We start from the raw sequence: 15,596 nt of genomic DNA on the forward strand, positions 1-15,596 counted from the left end.
ACCATGAAGCACAGGACCACCATGAAGCACAGGACCGTCCACAGCCGTCGGCTGTGATCGGACGTTCCTGCGCGGTGCTCGTTCAGCATCCGGGTGACGGCAGCCTTGTCGAAGATGTGGTCGGTCTGCGACTCGGCGATCTGCAGGTGTGCCCAGTCGAACAGCTCCGTGCCGGCGAGCCAGTGCCGCAGCGGCACCGGGAAGCCCAACTTCGCGCGGTGCAGCACGTGCGGCGGCACGATGCCCTCGAGTGCCTGCCGCAGTGCGTACTTCGTCGTCGTCTTCGTGATCTTCTGATCCAGCGGCACGCGCGACGCGACGTCGAACACCTCGGGGTCGAGGAACGGCACGCGCAGCTCGAGCGAGTTCGCCATCGTCACCTTGTCGGCCTTGACCAGGATGTCGCCGCGCATCCACGTGAACAGGTCCAGGTGCTGCATGCGCGCCACCGGATCCCAGTCCCGGGACTGCGCGTAGATCGGCGCGGTCACGTCCTGGTGTGTCCACTCGGGGCGGAAGTCGCGCAGCACCGCCCGCAGCTGGGCGTCGCTGAAGCTGCGCGCATTGCCGTAGTAGCGATCCTCGAGCGTCATCGAGCCGCGGTGCAGCAGGCTCTTGCCGCGGGTGCCCTCGGGGATCCGATCCGAGAGCCGGCCGGCGGCCCGGCGCAGCGGAGCCGGCAGGTACTCGAACGGCTTGAGCGACAGCGGCTCGCGGTAGATCGTGTAGCCGCCGAACAGCTCGTCCGCGCCCTCGCCCGAGAGGACCACCTTGACGTGCTTGCGGGCTTCCTTCGCGACGAACCACAGCGGCACCAGTGCCGGGTCGGCGACCGGATCGTCCAGGTACCAGATGATCTCGGGGATCGCGGCCGCGAACTCGGCGGGGGAGACCACCTTGACGACGTGCCGGGCGCCGATCGCCGCCGCGGACTCCGCGGCGACGTCGACCTCGGAGTAGCCCTCCCGCTCGAAACCGGTGGTGAACGTGATCAGGTTCGGGTTGTGCCGCATGGCGAGCGCCGCGATCGCGGTCGAGTCGATGCCGCCCGAGAGGAACGAGCCCACGGTGACGTCGGCGCGCATGTGCTTGGCGACCGAGTCCTCCAGCGCCTCCGCGATCTCGCGGTAGCGGGCCTGTTCGCTGCCGGCGGCGAACGGCACGGCCGGGAACTTCGGTGTGAAGTAGCGGGTCACCTCGGGAGCCTTGCCCGGCGCCAGTCGTGCGTAGCAGCCGGACTCGAGCCGACGGACCTGCGCGTGCAGCGTCTCCGGTTCCGGCACGTACTGCAGGACCGTGTAGTGCTCGATCGCCCGCGGATCCAGGTCGGTGTCGATGCCGATGACGTCCGCCAGTTCGAGCAGGCTCTTCTTCTCGCTGCCGAACGCGGTGCCGCCCGTTCCGGTGGCGATGAACAGCGGCTTGATGCCGAACGGGTCGCGTGCCACGAACAGTTCACGGGCCTCGGTGTCCCACACCGCGAACGCGAACATGCCTCGCAGACGGCGGACCGCGTCCGCGCCCCAGTAGTGGAACGCGGCGACGATGGCCTCACTGTCGCCCTCGGTGCGGAACCGGGCGTCGTGATCCTTCGCGAGTTCGGCGCGGATCTCCAGGTAGTTGTAGATCTCACCGTTGAAGGTCAGGGCATAACGCTCCGGGTTCTCCGGGGGACCCCAGCGCAGCGGCTGGTGCGAGTGCTCGATGTCGATGATCGACAGCCGGTTGAAGCCGAAGATCAGATCGTCGTCGTGCCAGGTGCCGTGTTCGTCGGGCCCGCGATGACGCAGACAGTGCATGGCCGCATCGACGCGCGCGACGGCGTCGTCGCTGGTGCCGTCGGTGGTGAGTAGTCCGAGCAGTCCGCACACGGCGTCCAGTACCTCGATTCAGAGTCGATTGTCGGTAGGGAGTCGGCCTTCCGGAGACGGTCCGAATTCCTCAGGGAAGTATGCCGCAGTTTCCGTTCCCGGATCGTGCCCGCACCGTCCTCGGGTTCTCGGGACTCAGCTGAATCCCAGGTCGCGCGCGTACGGTGGAGGGTCATTGGTCCTGACTGCAACACGGGTGCCGACCCGACAGTGGAGGATCGACGCCTTTGGTCTACGCTGCGTAGTAATTGGGCCTTCCCTTCGGGTGTGCCCTAGTGGAATTGCGGCGATCAGGAAGGCGTGAACGTGGCGCAAGGTCGGATCCTTCGGCGAGCCGGGCTGGCAGCATCTTTGGGCATAGCTGCCATGCTGCTGTCGGGTTGTTCAATCGACAATTCGGTGCTTCGCTTCGGGTGGCCATCGGGAGTTACCCCGCAGGCCGAACGTATGCGCGAACTCTGGACGTGGTCGGTCATCGCCGCCCTCGTCATGGGTGTCATCGTGTGGGGTCTCACCTTCTGGGTGGTTATCTTCCACCGTAAGAAGAAGGACTCGCCCGAGTTCCCCCGGCAGACGGCATACAACGTGCCGCTGGAGCTGTTCTACACGGCAGTTCCGTTCGTGATCATCGCTGTGCTCTTCTACTTCACCGTGGTCGTGCAGAACTACGTCACGGAGAAGAAGGACAATCCGAACGTCGTCGTCGATGTGACGGCGTACCAGTGGAACTGGAAGTTCGGCTACCGCACGATCGATCTCGGTGACGGCACGGCGAAGTACGAAGGCACCGACGAGGCCGCCACCGCTGCTGCGCTGGCTGCGTCGAAGCCCGAGGGCCTCGACGAGCACGGTCGGGAGAAGACCGGCCCGATCCACGGTAAGAACACCCAGGATCTGTCCTACCTGTACTACGACAAGATCGAGACCGTCGGCACCAGCAACGAGGTTCCGATCCTCGTGCTGCCGACCGGCAAGCGGATCGAGTTCGTGCTCGCATCGTCGGACGTCGTCCACTCGTTCTGGGTTCCGGAGTTCCTGTTCAAGCGTGACGTGAACCCGAACCCGAAGGAGAACCACTCGGACAACGTCTTCCAGATCAGCGAGATCGAGAAGGAAGGCGCGTTCGTGGGCCGCTGCGCCGAGATGTGCGGCACCTTCCACGCGATGATGAACTTCGAGGTCCGCGCTGTGACGCCGGAGAAGTTCGAGCAGTACATCGAGGCTCGCAAGTCCGTCGAGGAAGGCGGCAAGGGCCTGACCACTGCCGAGGCGCTGGCATCGATCGGCGAGTCGCCCACCGCGACCTCCACCTCGCCGTTCAACACCGACCGCACGGTGCGCGAAGCATCGACCAGCGGCAAGTGACCCGCGAATTCCGAGAATCTCTGACCAAGGACAAGAACTGATATGAAGATCGAAGCCAAGCTCTTCGAGATCCTGACGGTGTTCTTCATTCTCGTCGCGATCGTCTACGGTGTCTTCACCGCGATGTCGCGGACCGGAATCGAGTGGGCCGGCCTCACCGCAATCGTTCTCTCGGCCGGACTGAGCCTGATCGTCGGCACGTACTTCCGGTTCGTGGCCCGCCGTCTGGACACCCGCCCCGAGGACTACGAGGAGGCGGAGATCTCCGACGGCTCCGGCGATCTGGGCTTCTTCAGCCCCGGTAGCTTCTGGCCCATCCTGCTGGCCGGTGCCGCTGCGATCGCCGCGATCTCGCTGGCGTTCTTCCAGGCCTGGATGATCGTCGTCGGCGTGGTCCTCGTGATCGCCGCTGCTGCAGGCCTGGTTTTCGAGTACCACCTCGGTCCGGAGAAGCACTAGCTCCAACGCTTCACAGCAACGGCTGAAGGCGCCGAACCCGAAAGGGGTTCGGCGCCTTCAGCCGTTTCCGCGCGCAGGTCGCCCGGCTGCACTGTCCGCGACAGCGGAAAGCGGTCGGGCCGGACAGAGTCGGACCGCATCCGGGAGGATGCTCGTCATGCGGATCTCCGAGGCCGAATGCCATGACCGTCTCCTGTGGCGCTTCGCGATCATCGACGACGTACCCGACTACTTCGAGAGTCCGGGTAGGAGGTTCGACCTGCCCGGTTCGTGGGTGGATGCAGTCGTCGCGGTCACTCGGGACCTGCGTTGCCTGCGTCATGGGCGTGACGTTCAGCCCGACAGACTGATGTGGGAACTGTCCATCGGCGCCGAGTACGCCGTCACGATCGGGTGGAGCGGAACCGGCGGCGTGAGCGGATTCAGCGTGTGCAACGGACTGTCGGTCGAAGCCCCGTTCGCCGAAGCTGCGGTGTGGGTTGCGGACACAACCCAGACAGAGTTGGCCGGCTACGAGTTCGTGCAGTGGCCCTCGCGTGGTCGCCACCTGCTGGTGCCCCGTCTCTGCGACGGCGCTCCCGTCTGGATGGACCCGCACAGCGACCGAGTGATCTGCGCGATCGGGGAGCTGTGCACCGCTGTCGACCGAGCCTGACTCCCACCTGTGGCGTGGCGCGGCCATCAGAGGGCCGATGCGGTGTCCGGTATCCAGTTCCCGTGGAAGCCGGCGGGTACCCGTTGCGGCAGCGCGATCGACGCCTGATCCTCGAGCGTCCGCGCGTCCAGGATCCGCAGCTCCGTCGACTTCGACCCGAGATCCGATACCAGTCCCATGACCACGCCGTGGCCCTCCGGGGCGTCCGGAGCCTCCGGGTGGAACACGAACTCTCCCACCGCGGATCGCGGACCGAAGTCGCGCATGGCCTGGACACCATGGGCACGATCCGACCTGATGAGCCGGTGTTCGCCGGACAGGTCGTCGGAGCCGACGACGAGCCAGCAATCGTGATGGAGCGAGGTGGTGAAGCGCTCGTCGAACCGCGGAAACTCCACGTGCTCGTCGCCGAGCCGGGTCCGGCGGACCCGGTTGCTGACCCGCGGCTCGAGATGCCAGCGCTCCAGTCGCGGACGCCCCTCGGACGGTCCGGTGCGGTCGGCGTCGAACACCCGCTCGTGCACGACGAGATCCACGACCACCTTCCCGTCGTCACTGGTGGCGTTGACCGGATGAAAGACGTAGCACGGCTCGACCTCCAGCCACAGCGGTGTCGGATCACCGTGGCGGGGGACCAGCCCGACGCGGGGCGGATAGCGGCTGTCCCAGCGGTACGGAAAGCTCCCGGCGCGGGTCGGAGGCAGACGGTTCAGGACGGGACGCGGCACGCGGACGCGTCCGATCGTGGCACTGAGCGCGAGCGCGGCGAAGGGACGGAGCGGTCGCGCGACGTTCGCGGTGACGGCGCTGCGGACGTCGAACGTGACCGGCAGATCGTAGATCACCACGTAGTCGCGGGTCAGCGAGAATGCGTGCATCATTGGGCTGCCGCCGACCCGGATCGGGACCTTCCTGCGAAGTCGGCCGTCCAGTCCGACGACGGTGTAGAGAACGGTGTCGCCTCGGCCGAAATGGTACGAGATTGCGTGGAGCTCGCCGGTTTCCGGTTCCTCGATCGGATGCGCGGTGTAGCCGCCACGCACCGTGCCGTCGAAATCGCACACGTCGACCGTGTCCAGATCGTAGGAGAGTTCGGCGCATGCGACGCCGGCTTCGACCAGCGCGAGCGTGCGGCCCGCGAAGCCGATGACGTTGGTGTTCGCGGACGGTCCGTGCAGCGGTGAGCGGCCGTGCTCCGGGGGAGCGGATCGGTGCAGCGCCTTCGACGTGACCTCCGAGTCGACCCACCTGTTGCGGTACCACAGCGCGCGTCCACCGCTCATCCGGATTCCGTGCACCATGCCGTCGCCGGTGAACCAGTTGTATTCGTCCGGACGCACGTCCGCGATCGGGTTGGGGCCGTTGCGCAGATAGCGGCCGTCGAGCCATTCCGGAATCGCGCCCTGGACTGGCAGGTCGAACTCGGTGACCTCGGCACGCACCGGGGCATACCGTTCGTAGACATAACTCGCCACCATCGGACCCCCGGAACCTCGTCGTTGTCCAGGACAGTAGAGGTCCGCCGGGCAGCTTCGGGCACTTTCCGGCTTCCTCGACCTGGCAGTCCAGCCAGGCGGCCGACCCGACCGAGTGTCCGGACGCCAACGAGGAAGGCCCCGAACCGATATCGGTTCGGGGCCTTCCTCGTCAGTCTCGGCGAACTAGTGCGCTTCGCCGTCGCCGGAGCCGTTTCCGGACCCGATTCCACGGGCGCGGTCCTGGTACTCCGTGAGCACCTTCAGCTGCTCGTGCTCGCCGGCATGCTCGGCGGCCTCGAGAGCCTGGCTCTGCTCGACCGGGTCCGGGGAGACCCAGCTACCGGAACCGGGCTTGCCGGCCGATCCGAGCTTGTTCATCTTCTTCGGGATCGCGGCACCCTGGTACTCCAGCGGGATCGGGTGGCCGTGATCGTCGACCGGGCCGAGCGGCTGGTGGATCTCGACGTACTCACCATGCGGCAGGCGCTTGATGATGCCCGTCTCGATGCCGTGCTCGAGCACCGCGCGGTCGCTGCGCTGCAGACCCAGGCAGAACCGGTAGGTGACGTAGTAGGCGATCGGAGGCAGGACCACCATGCCGATACGACCGATCCAGGTCATCGCGTTGAGCGAGATGTCCAGGTGGTAGGCGATGATGTCGTTGATGCACGAGATCGTCAGCACCAGGTAGAACGCGATGGCCATCGCACCGATACCGGTACGGACCGGAACGTCGCGCGGACGCTGCAGCAGGTTGTGGTGAGCGTCGTCCTTCGTGAACTTCTTCTCGATCCACGGGTAGGCGATCAGCAGTGCGAACACGATGCCCATGATCAGCGCGACAGCGAACACCGCGGGAATCGTGTAGCGATCGAACAGGTAGATCTCCCACGCAGGCCACAGACGCGCCATGCCGTCGGTCCACATCATGTAGAAGTCGGGCTGCGAACCAGCCGACACCTGCGACGGGTTGTACGGGCCGATGTTCCAGATCGGGTTGATCTGCAGCAGACCACCCATCAGGGCGAGGATGCCGAACGTGAACGCGAAGAACGCGCCGCCCTTGAGAGCGAACACCGGGAGGATGCGAACGCCGACGACGTTCTGCTCGGTGCGGCCGGGGCCGGGGAACTGCGTGTGCTTCTGGTACCACACCAGCGCGAGGTGCGCGGCGATGAGGGCCAGGATGATGCCGGGCAGCAGCAGCACGTGTGCGACGTACAGGCGCGGGATGATCAGGGTGCCGGGGAAGTCGCCACCGAAGATCAGCCAGTGCAGCCAGGTGCCGGCGACCGGGACGCTGAGCGTGATGCCGGACAGCGCGGCGCGCAGGCCCGTGCCGGACAGCAGGTCGTCGGGCAGCGAGTAGCCGAAGAAGCCCTCGAACATCGCCAGGATCAGCAGCAGCGAGCCGATGACCCAGTTCGCCTCACGCGGGCGACGGAACGCGCCGGTGAAGAAGATGCGCAGCAGGTGCACGATGATCGACGCTGCGAACATCAGTGCGGCCCAGTGGTGGATCTGACGGACGAACAGACCGCCGCGGACCTCGAACGAGATGTCGAGCGTGGTCGCGTAGGCGCGGGACATCTCGACGCCGCGGAGCGGCTCGTATGCACCGTTGTAGGTGACCTCGGCCAACGACGGATCGAAGAACAGGGTCAGGTAGACGCCGGAGATCAGCAGGATGATGAAGCTGTACAGCGCGATCTCGCCGAGCATGAAAGACCAATGGGTCGGGAAGACCTTGTTGATCTGTCGCTTCATTCCGGCCGCGATGTGGTACCGGGAGTCGACTGCCTCCGCTTGGGCGGCAACTCTGGATGGGGTTGTAGTGGTCACGGTCGACGCTCCCAAAATGCCGGGCCGAGGGCTTCGATGAAGTCACCGTTGGCGACGAGGTAGCCCTCTTCGTTCACTGTAATAGGCAGCTGCGGAAGAGCACGAGCGGCGGGACCGAAGATCGGCTTGCCGTACTGCAGCGCGTCGAACTGCGACTGATGGCAGGGGCACAGGATTCGGTTGGTCTGCTGCTCGTACAGCGAGGTGGGGCAGCCGAGGTGGGTGCAGATCTTCGAGTACGCGAAGTAATCGCCGTAGTTGAAGCTCTCCTGGTCCTTGCGCTTGACGACCTTCTGGGTGTCCTCGGTGCGCAGGCGGATGAGCATGACCGCATTGCGGATGCCGCGCAGAGCCTTGAACAGCTCCTCGTCGTTGCCACRCTCGGACTCACGGAACGGGAACACCGTCTCCATGGAGCCGGCGTCGAGATCCTCGGGGCGCACCAGCACGATGTCGTGCGGACGACCGGTGTCGCGACGCAGGTAGATCGTCTCGCCCTTGTAGCGCGGGGTCCATCCGGACACCCACAGCGGGGAGTTGTCGCCCTTGGCCCACGGGTTCTTGATCAGGCCACCGAGGGGCATGACCGACATGATGCCGAGCGCGCCACCACCGAAGATCAGGCTGCGCTTGATGACCTTGCGGCGGCCGATCGTCGACGTGTCGAGGGTGTCGCTCAGCTGAGCGACGAGGGTCTTCTTGTCGACCTCGGCCGAACCGCCGTCGTGGCGGTCCTGGATCGAGACCTCTTCGGGGACGAACTTCTTGGTGAACTTCACCGCGCCGACGCCGACACCGAGGATCGCGAGACCCATGGTGAAGCCGATCAGCGGCGTGTAGAGGTTGTACGCCCAGTAGGTGTCCTCGCCCGGGCCCGCGTACTCCCAGGGCCAGAACAGGAAGATGCCGATGAAGGCGATCGCGGACAGGCCCGCCAGGATGAACCAGAAGGCCACCGAGCGCTCGGCGCGCTTCTCGGCCTTGGTGCCCTCGACCGCCCAGCGATCCCTACGGAACGCGACATCGACGCCGTCGAGATTGGTACCGAGTTCGACGAGTTCGTCCCGGCTCATCCGGTCGAGTTCGTCGTCCGTGTACTTCTTCGGCGTATCGCCGCTGCCGGCGTCGCTCATGACCTTGCTCCGATCCACAGTGCTGCACCGACGACAGCGACGATGCCGATGACCCACATAGCGAGGCCCTCGGACCCCGGTCCGATGCCGCCGAGACCGTAACCACCCGGGTTCTTGTTCTCGCTCGACTGCTTGACGTAGGCGATGATGTCCTTCTTCTCCTCCAGCGTCAGCTGGCGGTCGGAGAACTTGGGCATGTTCTGGGGGCCCGTGACCATGGCGGCATAGATCTGCTGCTCGCTGGCCGGATCCAGAACGGGGGCGTACTTACCGGAGGACAGCGCACCGCCGCGCCCGGTGAAGTTGTGGCACGACGCGCAGTTGAGGCGGAACAGCTCGCTACCGCGCGCGACATCGCCGCCACGCAGCGACGACTGTGCGATCTCGCCGTTCTCGTCGCGGACGAGGGTGGGGCCGCCACCCTGCGACTGGACGTAGGCGCCGATGGCGTCGGTCTGGCGCGCGTCGAACTTGGCCGGCTTGCGGGAAGCCTGGGCCTCGTTGCGTGCGGCGGGCATACGACCGGACGACACCTGGAAGTACACGGCTGCCTCACCGACACCGATCAGGCTGGGGCCGCGGTCCTGGACACCCTGCAGGTTCGCGCCGTGGCACGTGATGCAGGAGGTGTCGTAGAGCTGCTTGCCTTCGCGGATCAGGGCGGCGGAGTCGTCGCTCGCGGTGGCGACCTGCGGTGCAGGCGTCAAGGCGGAAGCGAGGAAACCAGCGCTGACCAGGCCCAGCATGAGGATCAGCGCGCCGGTGACGCGACGGCGCATCTTGCGCTGACGTCGCGTCTTGGCCGCAGAGGCTGCTGCGGGACGGTGGGGCATGTCACCCTCGATTGCGGGAGGGGGGGATGAACTCATCTGTATCCCTTTGGTATGTCGGGACGACTGAAGCGTCAGGGGGCTGCCTGGGCGTCCAGCTGGCTAACGGATGAAATAAATCGTGGCGAACAGGCCGATCCACACAATGTCGACGAAGTGCCAGTAATACGAGACGACGATCGCCGCAGTTGCCTGTGCAGGCGTGAACTTGCTGACCTTGGTGCGGACGATCAAGAAGACGAAGGCGATGAGGCCGCCGATGACGTGCAGACCGTGGAAGCCGGTGGTCATGAAGAACACCGAGCCGTACACGCTGCTCGAAATCGTCACCCCTTCCTTGACGAGCGTGATGTACTCGAAGCCCTGGCCGAGCACGAAGAACGTGCCCATGGCGAGAGTCACCAGGTACCACCGCCGAAGTCCGAAGACATCACCCTTCTCCGCGGCGAAAACGCCCATCTGGCAGGTGAAGGAGGAGGCGATCAGTACGAGGGTGACCGGCACTGCCAGTGCCAGGTTGAGATGCACGGGTTCCGGCGGCCAGTTGTCGCCCGCCTGCGCCCGCGCAACGAAGTACATAGCGAAGAGCCCTGCGAAAAACATGAGCTCGCTTGACAACCACACGATGGTGCCGACGCTGACCATGTTTGGCCGGTTCAGCGAGTGCACGCGCTGGGTGATTGCCGATCCTGAAGTCCCTACTGCGCTCGTCACGCTGAGAAGTATGACGCCTTGTCGTAACAGACGGGTAGCCGGGTCCTATGTCGGCGCGTCGTCCCACGTCAGAGCGTGTTATCCGGTCGCGTCAGCGGGTCCCGGCGAACATGGCAAGGTAAGCGCATGGAACTCAGGCGCGGCGTCGCACGTTGGATCAACGGTCTTCTGTCTCGGAGCGCGCCGGCCCCTCTCGATCGAACTCGTCCGGATCTCGTCGTGGTCGTGTCGGGATTCGACGACGCGGAGGCGTCGTCGACGGTTCTCGAACGCGGCGCCGGCGGCGATCCCGCCTGGATCCCCGAGGCCGAGGCGGTGCTCCGGCATCACCTGCGGCTCCCCGTCGCCGAGGTCCGGGACGCGGTCGCCGTGGCGGCCCAGGACGGCTACGAACTGGCGGGCGATCCGGAGTCGGCCGACGACGGAACGGTGTCCGTGGTCCTCGAACGGGTCCAGATCCTCGATGCCCTGCATTGTTCGCAGGAGCGATCCCGGATGGCGGGCCTGGCGCAGCGCTGGGGTGGCACGGCGCTCGGTTGGGAGGGCCTGCAACCGCCGTCCGCGTCGTGACCCGCGGCACGCGCACTAAGCTGCGGGGCGACATGCCCACCCGGCAGTTGGTGGGCGCCCGGCAGAAAGGGTCGTGATGGTGCGGCAGGCAGTAGCGCAAGGCACGGAACGAGTGGCAGGCGCGACTGACCGGAGCTGGCCCGCGGTCCTGGGAGCCCTCACCGACGGTCGTGACCTCACCGCCGACGACACCGCGTGGGCGATGGACGAGATCATGTCCGACGCCGCGACCTCGGCGCAGATCGCGGCCTTCGGCGTCGCGCTGAAGATGAAGGGGGCGACCCCCGCGGAGCTGCGCGGACTCGCCGACGCGATGCTGGGCCACGCGAAGACGGTGCCGGTGTCGCCGGACGTCGTCGATGTCGTCGGCACGGGCGGCGACCGGTCGCACACGGTCAATATCTCGACGATGGCGGCGGTCGTCGTCGCCGCCGCCGGCGTGCGGGTGGTCAAGCACGGCAACCGGGCCGCGTCGTCGAAGAGCGGCGGCGCCGACGTTCTCGAGGCGCTGGGCGTGCACATCAATCTCGGTGCCCAGGACGTCGCGCGGTGTGTGGAGGAGGTCGGGATCGGCTTCTGCTTCGCCCCGGTGTTCCACCCGGCGCTGCGATTCGCGGGAGCCCCGCGCAAGGAGATCGGAATTCCCACCGTCTTCAACGTGCTCGGACCGCTCACCAACCCGGCGCGTCCGCGGGCCGGTCTGATCGGGTGCGCGTTCCAGGACCTCATCCCGGTCGTCGCCGGGGTGCTCGCGGAACGCGGGAACTCGGCGCTGGTCGTGCGCGGTGACGACGGACTCGACGAGATCACCACCTCGACGACGTCGGAGGTGTACGTCGTGTCCGGCGGCACCGTGCGGACCCAGAAGCTGGATCCGACGGACCTCGGGATCGCCCGCGTTCCGCTCGACGCGCTGCGCGGTGGCGATGCGGTCGACAATGCGCGGGTGGCGCGGGGAATCTTCGCCGGCGACGAGGGCGCCGTGCGGGACGCGGTGCTGCTGAACGCGGCGGGCGCGATCGCCGCGTACGACGGGCTGTCCGGCAGCCTCGAGGAGTCGCTGGCGGCGGGCATGGAGAAGGCCGCTCGGGCGATCGATTCCGGTGCGGCAGCGGCCCTGCTGGAGCGTTGGGCCGCCTTGACCGTGGAGTTGGCCGCCAAACGCTGAGGCGGACGCGTTCGATGGTCCCGGGGCTCCGACGCCCCGGGACCGGGCGGTCTACTCGCCGAGCGAGAAGGCCGCCTCGACGTCGGCGCTCGAGTACGACTGGAAAGCGATGTGCGTCGCGGTCTTGAGCACGCCGGGCACCTTGTTGATCCGCTCGGTCACGACCTCGGCGATCTGTGCGTGGTCGCGGACCTTCACGATCGCGATCAGGTCGATGTCGCCCGCGCACGAATAGACCTCGGCAACTCCGGCGAGATCGGCCACCGCCTGCGCGGTCTCGGGGATCCGGTCGGCCTCGGCGTGGATCATGACGATGGCGTTGATCATGGTGCTCCTTCAGTGCTCTGGTGCGGCACGGTGCTGTCGTTCGTCCAACACAGTAGGCGGTGCCGCGCCCCGCGCCAGCGTGCACCAGTCCTCCCACGAACCCGCTCCGTGGGCCGGTTCGCCGTATCCCGCACTGGTTCGGACGATGCGGGTGCCGTCGGCGTGCAGCCATCGTGCGACGAGCCCCACTTCCTCGGGCGAGGCGCCGCGGAGCGGAGTCGCATCGGGCAGGACGGTCTCCGCCGACGCCACCAGCGCCTCGACCACCGGCATCGGTGGAACCCCGCGCAGTGCGACGCCGGCGGCGGCCAGGCGCCCGGAGCGGACCACCGCGAACTCCCACCCGCCGTCGGCCGCCCGCCGGGCCGCGATCAGCTCGTCGACGGCGGTCAGCGACCCGAGCCGTTGCATGCGCCGAAGGGCCAGCCCGAGCGCCGCGGTGCGGTCACGCAGTCGTGCGGCGCTCTCGAACAGTTCGGCGGCCGCCAACTCCTCGATCCGGTCGCGCATTCGGTGCAGTGGCGCGTCGTCGGTGCCGCGGAACAATGCCCGCGCCCGCTCGGGCGCGACGGCGTAGCCGTCCTCGTCGTCGGAGATCGCGGGACAGCCGCCGAGATCGCGGGGAGGGCACTTGGGTCCGTGCGGCTGGCCCCGGCGGATGCGCGTGGTGCACGTCCGCAGGCCGCAGAACTCGGCGACGGTCTGTGCGGCGTCGGCGGCGTCGGTGCGGGACCGGAACGGCCCCAGCGCGTCGATCGTCGCTGTACGGACCACCGAGAGGCGCGGGAAGGCCTCGTCGGTGAGGGTGACCCACCAGCCGCGCATCGGGAACTTGGATCGGCGGTTGTACGGGGGCACGTGGGCGCTGAGCAGTCGGAGCTCGCGTACCCCGGCCTCGAGTGGATGCGCGCATTCGACGTGATCGATCCGTGTGGCGAGCGCGACCATCTCCTTCATCCGCCCCCGCGTCTCCGACCCGGTGAAGTAGGTACGGACCCGGCGGCGGAGATCGGTCGCGGTGCCGACGTAGAGGACCTCGTCGGACGGGCCGCGGAACAGGTAGACCCCGGGGGTGCGGGGGAGGTGGCTCGCGAGTGTGCGCTTGGCGCGCTGTTCGGACGACACCCGCGGCAGGTAGTCGAGAAGCTCGGGGAGGCTGTGCACACCCTGATTGCCGACCCGGCCGATGAGGGAGTGCAGGACGTCGACCGTGGCCTTGGCGTCGTCGAGTGCGCGGTGCGTCGGGGTGGTCTCGGCCCCGAACAGGGTCGCGAGCGCCGAGAGCTTCACCGACGGCGCCTCGTCGCGGCTCAGGACACGGCGGGCGAGCTTCACGGTGCACAACACCTGGAACTTGGGCCAGGGGATGTCCTGGCGGGCCGCGGCGGCCTTGAGGAACCCGACGTCGAATCCCGCGTTGTGGGCGACCAGCACGGCACCGCGGGCGAACTCGAGGAACGCGGGCAGGACGGCGTCGATGCGGGGTGCACCGCGCACCATCGCGGTCGTGATCCCGGTGATCTCGACGATGTACGGCGGGATCGCGCGTCCCGGGTCGATGAGAGTCCCGAGCTCACCGACGATCTCGCCGCCACGCACCTTCACGGCGCCGATCTCGGTGATGGCATCGGTATCGGCGCTGCCGCCGGTGGTTTCGAGGTCGACGACGACGAAGGTGATCTCGCGCAGCGGTGTGTCCAGCTCGTCGAACGTCAGTTGGGTTCCGTCGGTCGAACGGGCGGATCGCGGCGCACTCACGCCTCGGGACACTAGAGACCGGCACCGACAGTGCCCGCGGCACGCGGGGGCACGCACCAGAAGTCGGTGGATCGGGTGGCGATTCGGCCTGGAGAGACGAGGATCACACCGGCCCGGCGGGTTCGTCGAATGTGTGGCGCGTGATCTTCGTTGCGGGACTGCGGTTTCGGTGGCCGCGTGTGGGTCGTGTGCCGTTGTCGGCGGGGGCGCTGCGTCCCTCGGCCCGGCGCGGTGTCGATCGGCGTTGACCAGTGGTGACGCCGGATACACGGGCTTCTGTCGGGGTGTGGTCGGTCCCCGGCGGGGCGCGGGGTGCCGGTCGCGGGCGCGAGGGAGAGGGACCGCTCGTTATCTCGTCGTGATCATGTGTCGATCGAAGCGGGTTCAAACCCGGCAAATCGGGAAAACGGAGCGATTTCCGCGCGTCCAAGTCGACACGAGGGATGCGCTTTCGTAATCTTCTCGAGACCTAGCGGAGTCTTGCCGCCCCACCCGGGACGGCATCGCTGGGACCGCCTAATCGGAACCTCTCCGGAGGGGACGAGCCGGGAACCCAAGTTTTTCTGGGGTGAATCCCGTCGAAGCCGCGCTGCGGTGTCGTCGGGTAGGGCTGATCTTCCCAGCCCGAACCCGTCAGCTAACTCGGTCGGCGGACGAACGGAAGAAACGGAGTCCCCTTTCTCGTGGCGTCATCTACTTTCACGCGTTCCGCGCGTCGCGCCGCCGTTGCCGGCGCACTTGCCGTCGGAGCCGTCACGGTTTCCGCCGCCCCCGCCCTTGCCGATCCGATCAACATCCCGGGTGTCGGCACCGTCGAGGTCCCCGGTGTGACGCAGCAGCAGGTCGACGCCGCGATCGCGAGCATCACCCCGAGCATTCCCGAGGGCATCGTGCCCGGCGTCGCGACCGGCAGCGCGGCTGCGGTTCCGGCCTCGCTCGCCCCCATCGTCACCGCAGGTGAGAAGGCCGTCGAGGCCGCCAGGGCCAAGCTCGGTGCCCCGTACGTGTACGGCGCTGCCGGCCCGGACGCGTTCGACTGCTCGGGTCTGGTCCAGTGGGCCTACAAGCAGGCCGGTCTGAACCTCCCGCGCACGAGCTACGACCAGGCCGCCGCCGGTTTCGCCGTGGCCCAGTCCGACCTGCAGGTCGGCGACGTGATCTCGTTCTACGGCGGAAGCCACTCGGGCATCTACGCGGGCGACGGCAATGTCATCCACGCCTCGACCGCGGGTCAGCCGGTCAAGCTGGCGCCCGTGTCGTCGATGCCGTTCGACGGCGCACGCCGCTACGCGTGACGCGCTAGATGTACCCGGTCAGGACGTTGGTAGCGGGCGTGTCGGCTTGATGTGAAGAGAACCTCCGAGTGGGGTGTGGCTTGTCTAAGGCCCACATCCGCTCGGAGGTTCTCGTGTCCCACCGTAATGCC

14 protein-coding genes and 1 riboswitch are annotated in these 15,596 nt (G+C 67.2%); of the genes, 6 read left to right on the top strand and 8 right to left on the bottom strand.

What is annotated here, in order from left to right; all coding sequences use genetic code 11:
- A partial coding sequence (asnB, locus tag AB4Z09_RS27390) for an asparagine synthase (glutamine-hydrolyzing) (RefSeq protein ID WP_442241200.1) occupies positions 1 to 1,871 on the bottom strand: 1,871 nt, incomplete at its 3' end.
- Between the two features lie 300 nt (positions 1,872 to 2,171).
- Here asnB and ctaC point away from each other — a divergent pair.
- The 3 genes from ctaC (at position 2,172) to AB4Z09_RS27405 (ending at position 4,350) form a co-directional block, all read left to right on the top strand.
- Positions 2,172 to 3,236, top strand: coding sequence for an aa3-type cytochrome oxidase subunit II (ctaC, locus tag AB4Z09_RS27395; RefSeq protein ID WP_254622559.1), 1,065 nt, complete (start codon positions 2,172 to 2,174; stop codon positions 3,234 to 3,236).
- 42 nt (positions 3,237 to 3,278) lie between these two features.
- The gene (locus AB4Z09_RS27400; RefSeq protein ID WP_174911068.1) at positions 3,279 to 3,695 is read left to right on the top strand and encodes a cytochrome c oxidase subunit 4; all 417 of its coding nucleotides are present in this window, start codon (positions 3,279 to 3,281) and stop codon (positions 3,693 to 3,695) included.
- A 157-nt stretch (positions 3,696 to 3,852) separates the two neighbouring features.
- A complete protein-coding gene (locus tag AB4Z09_RS27405) occupies positions 3,853 to 4,350 on the top strand; it encodes a hypothetical protein (protein WP_442241201.1) in 498 nt (165 codons plus the stop codon).
- Between the two features lie 26 nt (positions 4,351 to 4,376).
- Here the strand turns inward: AB4Z09_RS27405 and AB4Z09_RS27410 are convergent, their stop codons facing one another.
- The 5 genes from AB4Z09_RS27410 to ctaE all read right to left on the bottom strand — a co-directional run bounded on the left by AB4Z09_RS27410 (position 4,377) and on the right by ctaE (position 10,347).
- Positions 4,377 to 5,828, bottom strand: coding sequence for a carotenoid oxygenase family protein (locus AB4Z09_RS27410; RefSeq protein WP_442241202.1), 1,452 nt, complete (start codon positions 5,826 to 5,828; stop codon positions 4,377 to 4,379).
- A gap of 183 nt (positions 5,829 to 6,011) precedes the next feature.
- A complete protein-coding gene (gene qcrB, locus AB4Z09_RS27415) occupies positions 6,012 to 7,670 on the bottom strand; it encodes a cytochrome bc1 complex cytochrome b subunit (RefSeq protein ID WP_114719253.1) in 1,659 nt (552 codons plus the stop codon).
- Positions 7,667 to 8,803, bottom strand: coding sequence for a cytochrome bc1 complex Rieske iron-sulfur subunit (qcrA, locus tag AB4Z09_RS27420; protein ID WP_442241203.1), 1,137 nt, complete (start codon positions 8,801 to 8,803; stop codon positions 7,667 to 7,669). Before qcrA ends, qcrB begins: the two co-directional genes overlap by 4 nt.
- The gene (gene qcrC, locus AB4Z09_RS27425; protein WP_174911060.1) at positions 8,800 to 9,672 is read right to left on the bottom strand and encodes a cytochrome bc1 complex diheme cytochrome c subunit; all 873 of its coding nucleotides are present in this window, start codon (positions 9,670 to 9,672) and stop codon (positions 8,800 to 8,802) included. The genes qcrA and qcrC overlap by 4 nt, the downstream gene beginning before the upstream one ends.
- A gap of 63 nt (positions 9,673 to 9,735) precedes the next feature.
- Positions 9,736 to 10,347: an aa3-type cytochrome oxidase subunit III gene (gene ctaE / locus AB4Z09_RS27430; RefSeq protein WP_114719255.1), complete on the bottom strand. Its 612-nt coding sequence runs from the start codon at positions 10,345 to 10,347 to the stop codon at positions 9,736 to 9,738.
- A gap of 126 nt (positions 10,348 to 10,473) precedes the next feature.
- Between ctaE and AB4Z09_RS27435 the strand changes: the two genes are divergently transcribed.
- Together AB4Z09_RS27435 and trpD are read left to right on the top strand one after the other, a co-directional pair.
- Entirely contained in the window at positions 10,474 to 10,917 is a 444-nt protein-coding gene (locus AB4Z09_RS27435) for a hypothetical protein (protein WP_174911057.1), read from the top strand.
- A 76-nt stretch (positions 10,918 to 10,993) separates the two neighbouring features.
- The gene (gene trpD, locus AB4Z09_RS27440; protein ID WP_174914807.1) at positions 10,994 to 12,085 is read left to right on the top strand and encodes an anthranilate phosphoribosyltransferase; all 1,092 of its coding nucleotides are present in this window, start codon (positions 10,994 to 10,996) and stop codon (positions 12,083 to 12,085) included.
- 51 nt (positions 12,086 to 12,136) lie between these two features.
- On the opposite strand, the gene AB4Z09_RS27445 is transcribed toward trpD, so the two are convergent.
- Positions 12,137 to 12,412, bottom strand: a complete 276-nt coding sequence (locus AB4Z09_RS27445; RefSeq protein WP_174911054.1) for an Lrp/AsnC family transcriptional regulator — start codon at positions 12,410 to 12,412, stop codon at positions 12,137 to 12,139.
- A gap of 9 nt (positions 12,413 to 12,421) precedes the next feature.
- Positions 12,422 to 14,170, bottom strand: a complete 1,749-nt coding sequence (locus AB4Z09_RS27450; protein ID WP_174911051.1) for a DEDD exonuclease domain-containing protein — start codon at positions 14,168 to 14,170, stop codon at positions 12,422 to 12,424.
- Between the two features lie 503 nt (positions 14,171 to 14,673).
- A riboswitch (cyclic di-AMP (ydaO/yuaA leader) is annotated at positions 14,674 to 14,838 on the top strand.
- A gap of 15 nt (positions 14,839 to 14,853) precedes the next feature.
- Here AB4Z09_RS27450 and AB4Z09_RS27455 point away from each other — a divergent pair.
- A complete protein-coding gene (locus tag AB4Z09_RS27455) occupies positions 14,854 to 15,465 on the top strand; it encodes a C40 family peptidase (protein WP_174911049.1) in 612 nt (203 codons plus the stop codon).
- Positions 15,466 to 15,596 lie beyond the last annotated feature (131 nt).

The organism is Rhodococcus sp. TAF43, assembly GCF_052113525.1.
Lineage (GTDB): Bacteria > Actinomycetota > Actinomycetes > Mycobacteriales > Mycobacteriaceae > Prescottella.

Coding starts and splice junctions, on each gene's coding strand:
- AB4Z09_RS27400 (WP_174911068.1), top strand. CDS start 3,279: ATGAAGATCGAAGCCAAGCTCTTCGAGATCCTGACGGTGTTCTTCATT.
- AB4Z09_RS27405 (WP_442241201.1), top strand. CDS start 3,853: ATGCGGATCTCCGAGGCCGAATGCCATGACCGTCTCCTGTGGCGCTTC.
- AB4Z09_RS27410 (WP_442241202.1), bottom strand. CDS start 5,828: ATGGTGGCGAGTTATGTCTACGAACGGTATGCCCCGGTGCGTGCCGAG.
- qcrC (WP_174911060.1), bottom strand. CDS start 9,672: ATGAGTTCATCCCCCCCTCCCGCAATCGAGGGTGACATGCCCCACCGT.
- AB4Z09_RS27435 (WP_174911057.1), top strand. CDS start 10,474: ATGGAACTCAGGCGCGGCGTCGCACGTTGGATCAACGGTCTTCTGTCT.
- trpD (WP_174914807.1), top strand. CDS start 10,994: ATGGTGCGGCAGGCAGTAGCGCAAGGCACGGAACGAGTGGCAGGCGCG.
- AB4Z09_RS27445 (WP_174911054.1), bottom strand. CDS start 12,412: ATGATCAACGCCATCGTCATGATCCACGCCGAGGCCGACCGGATCCCC.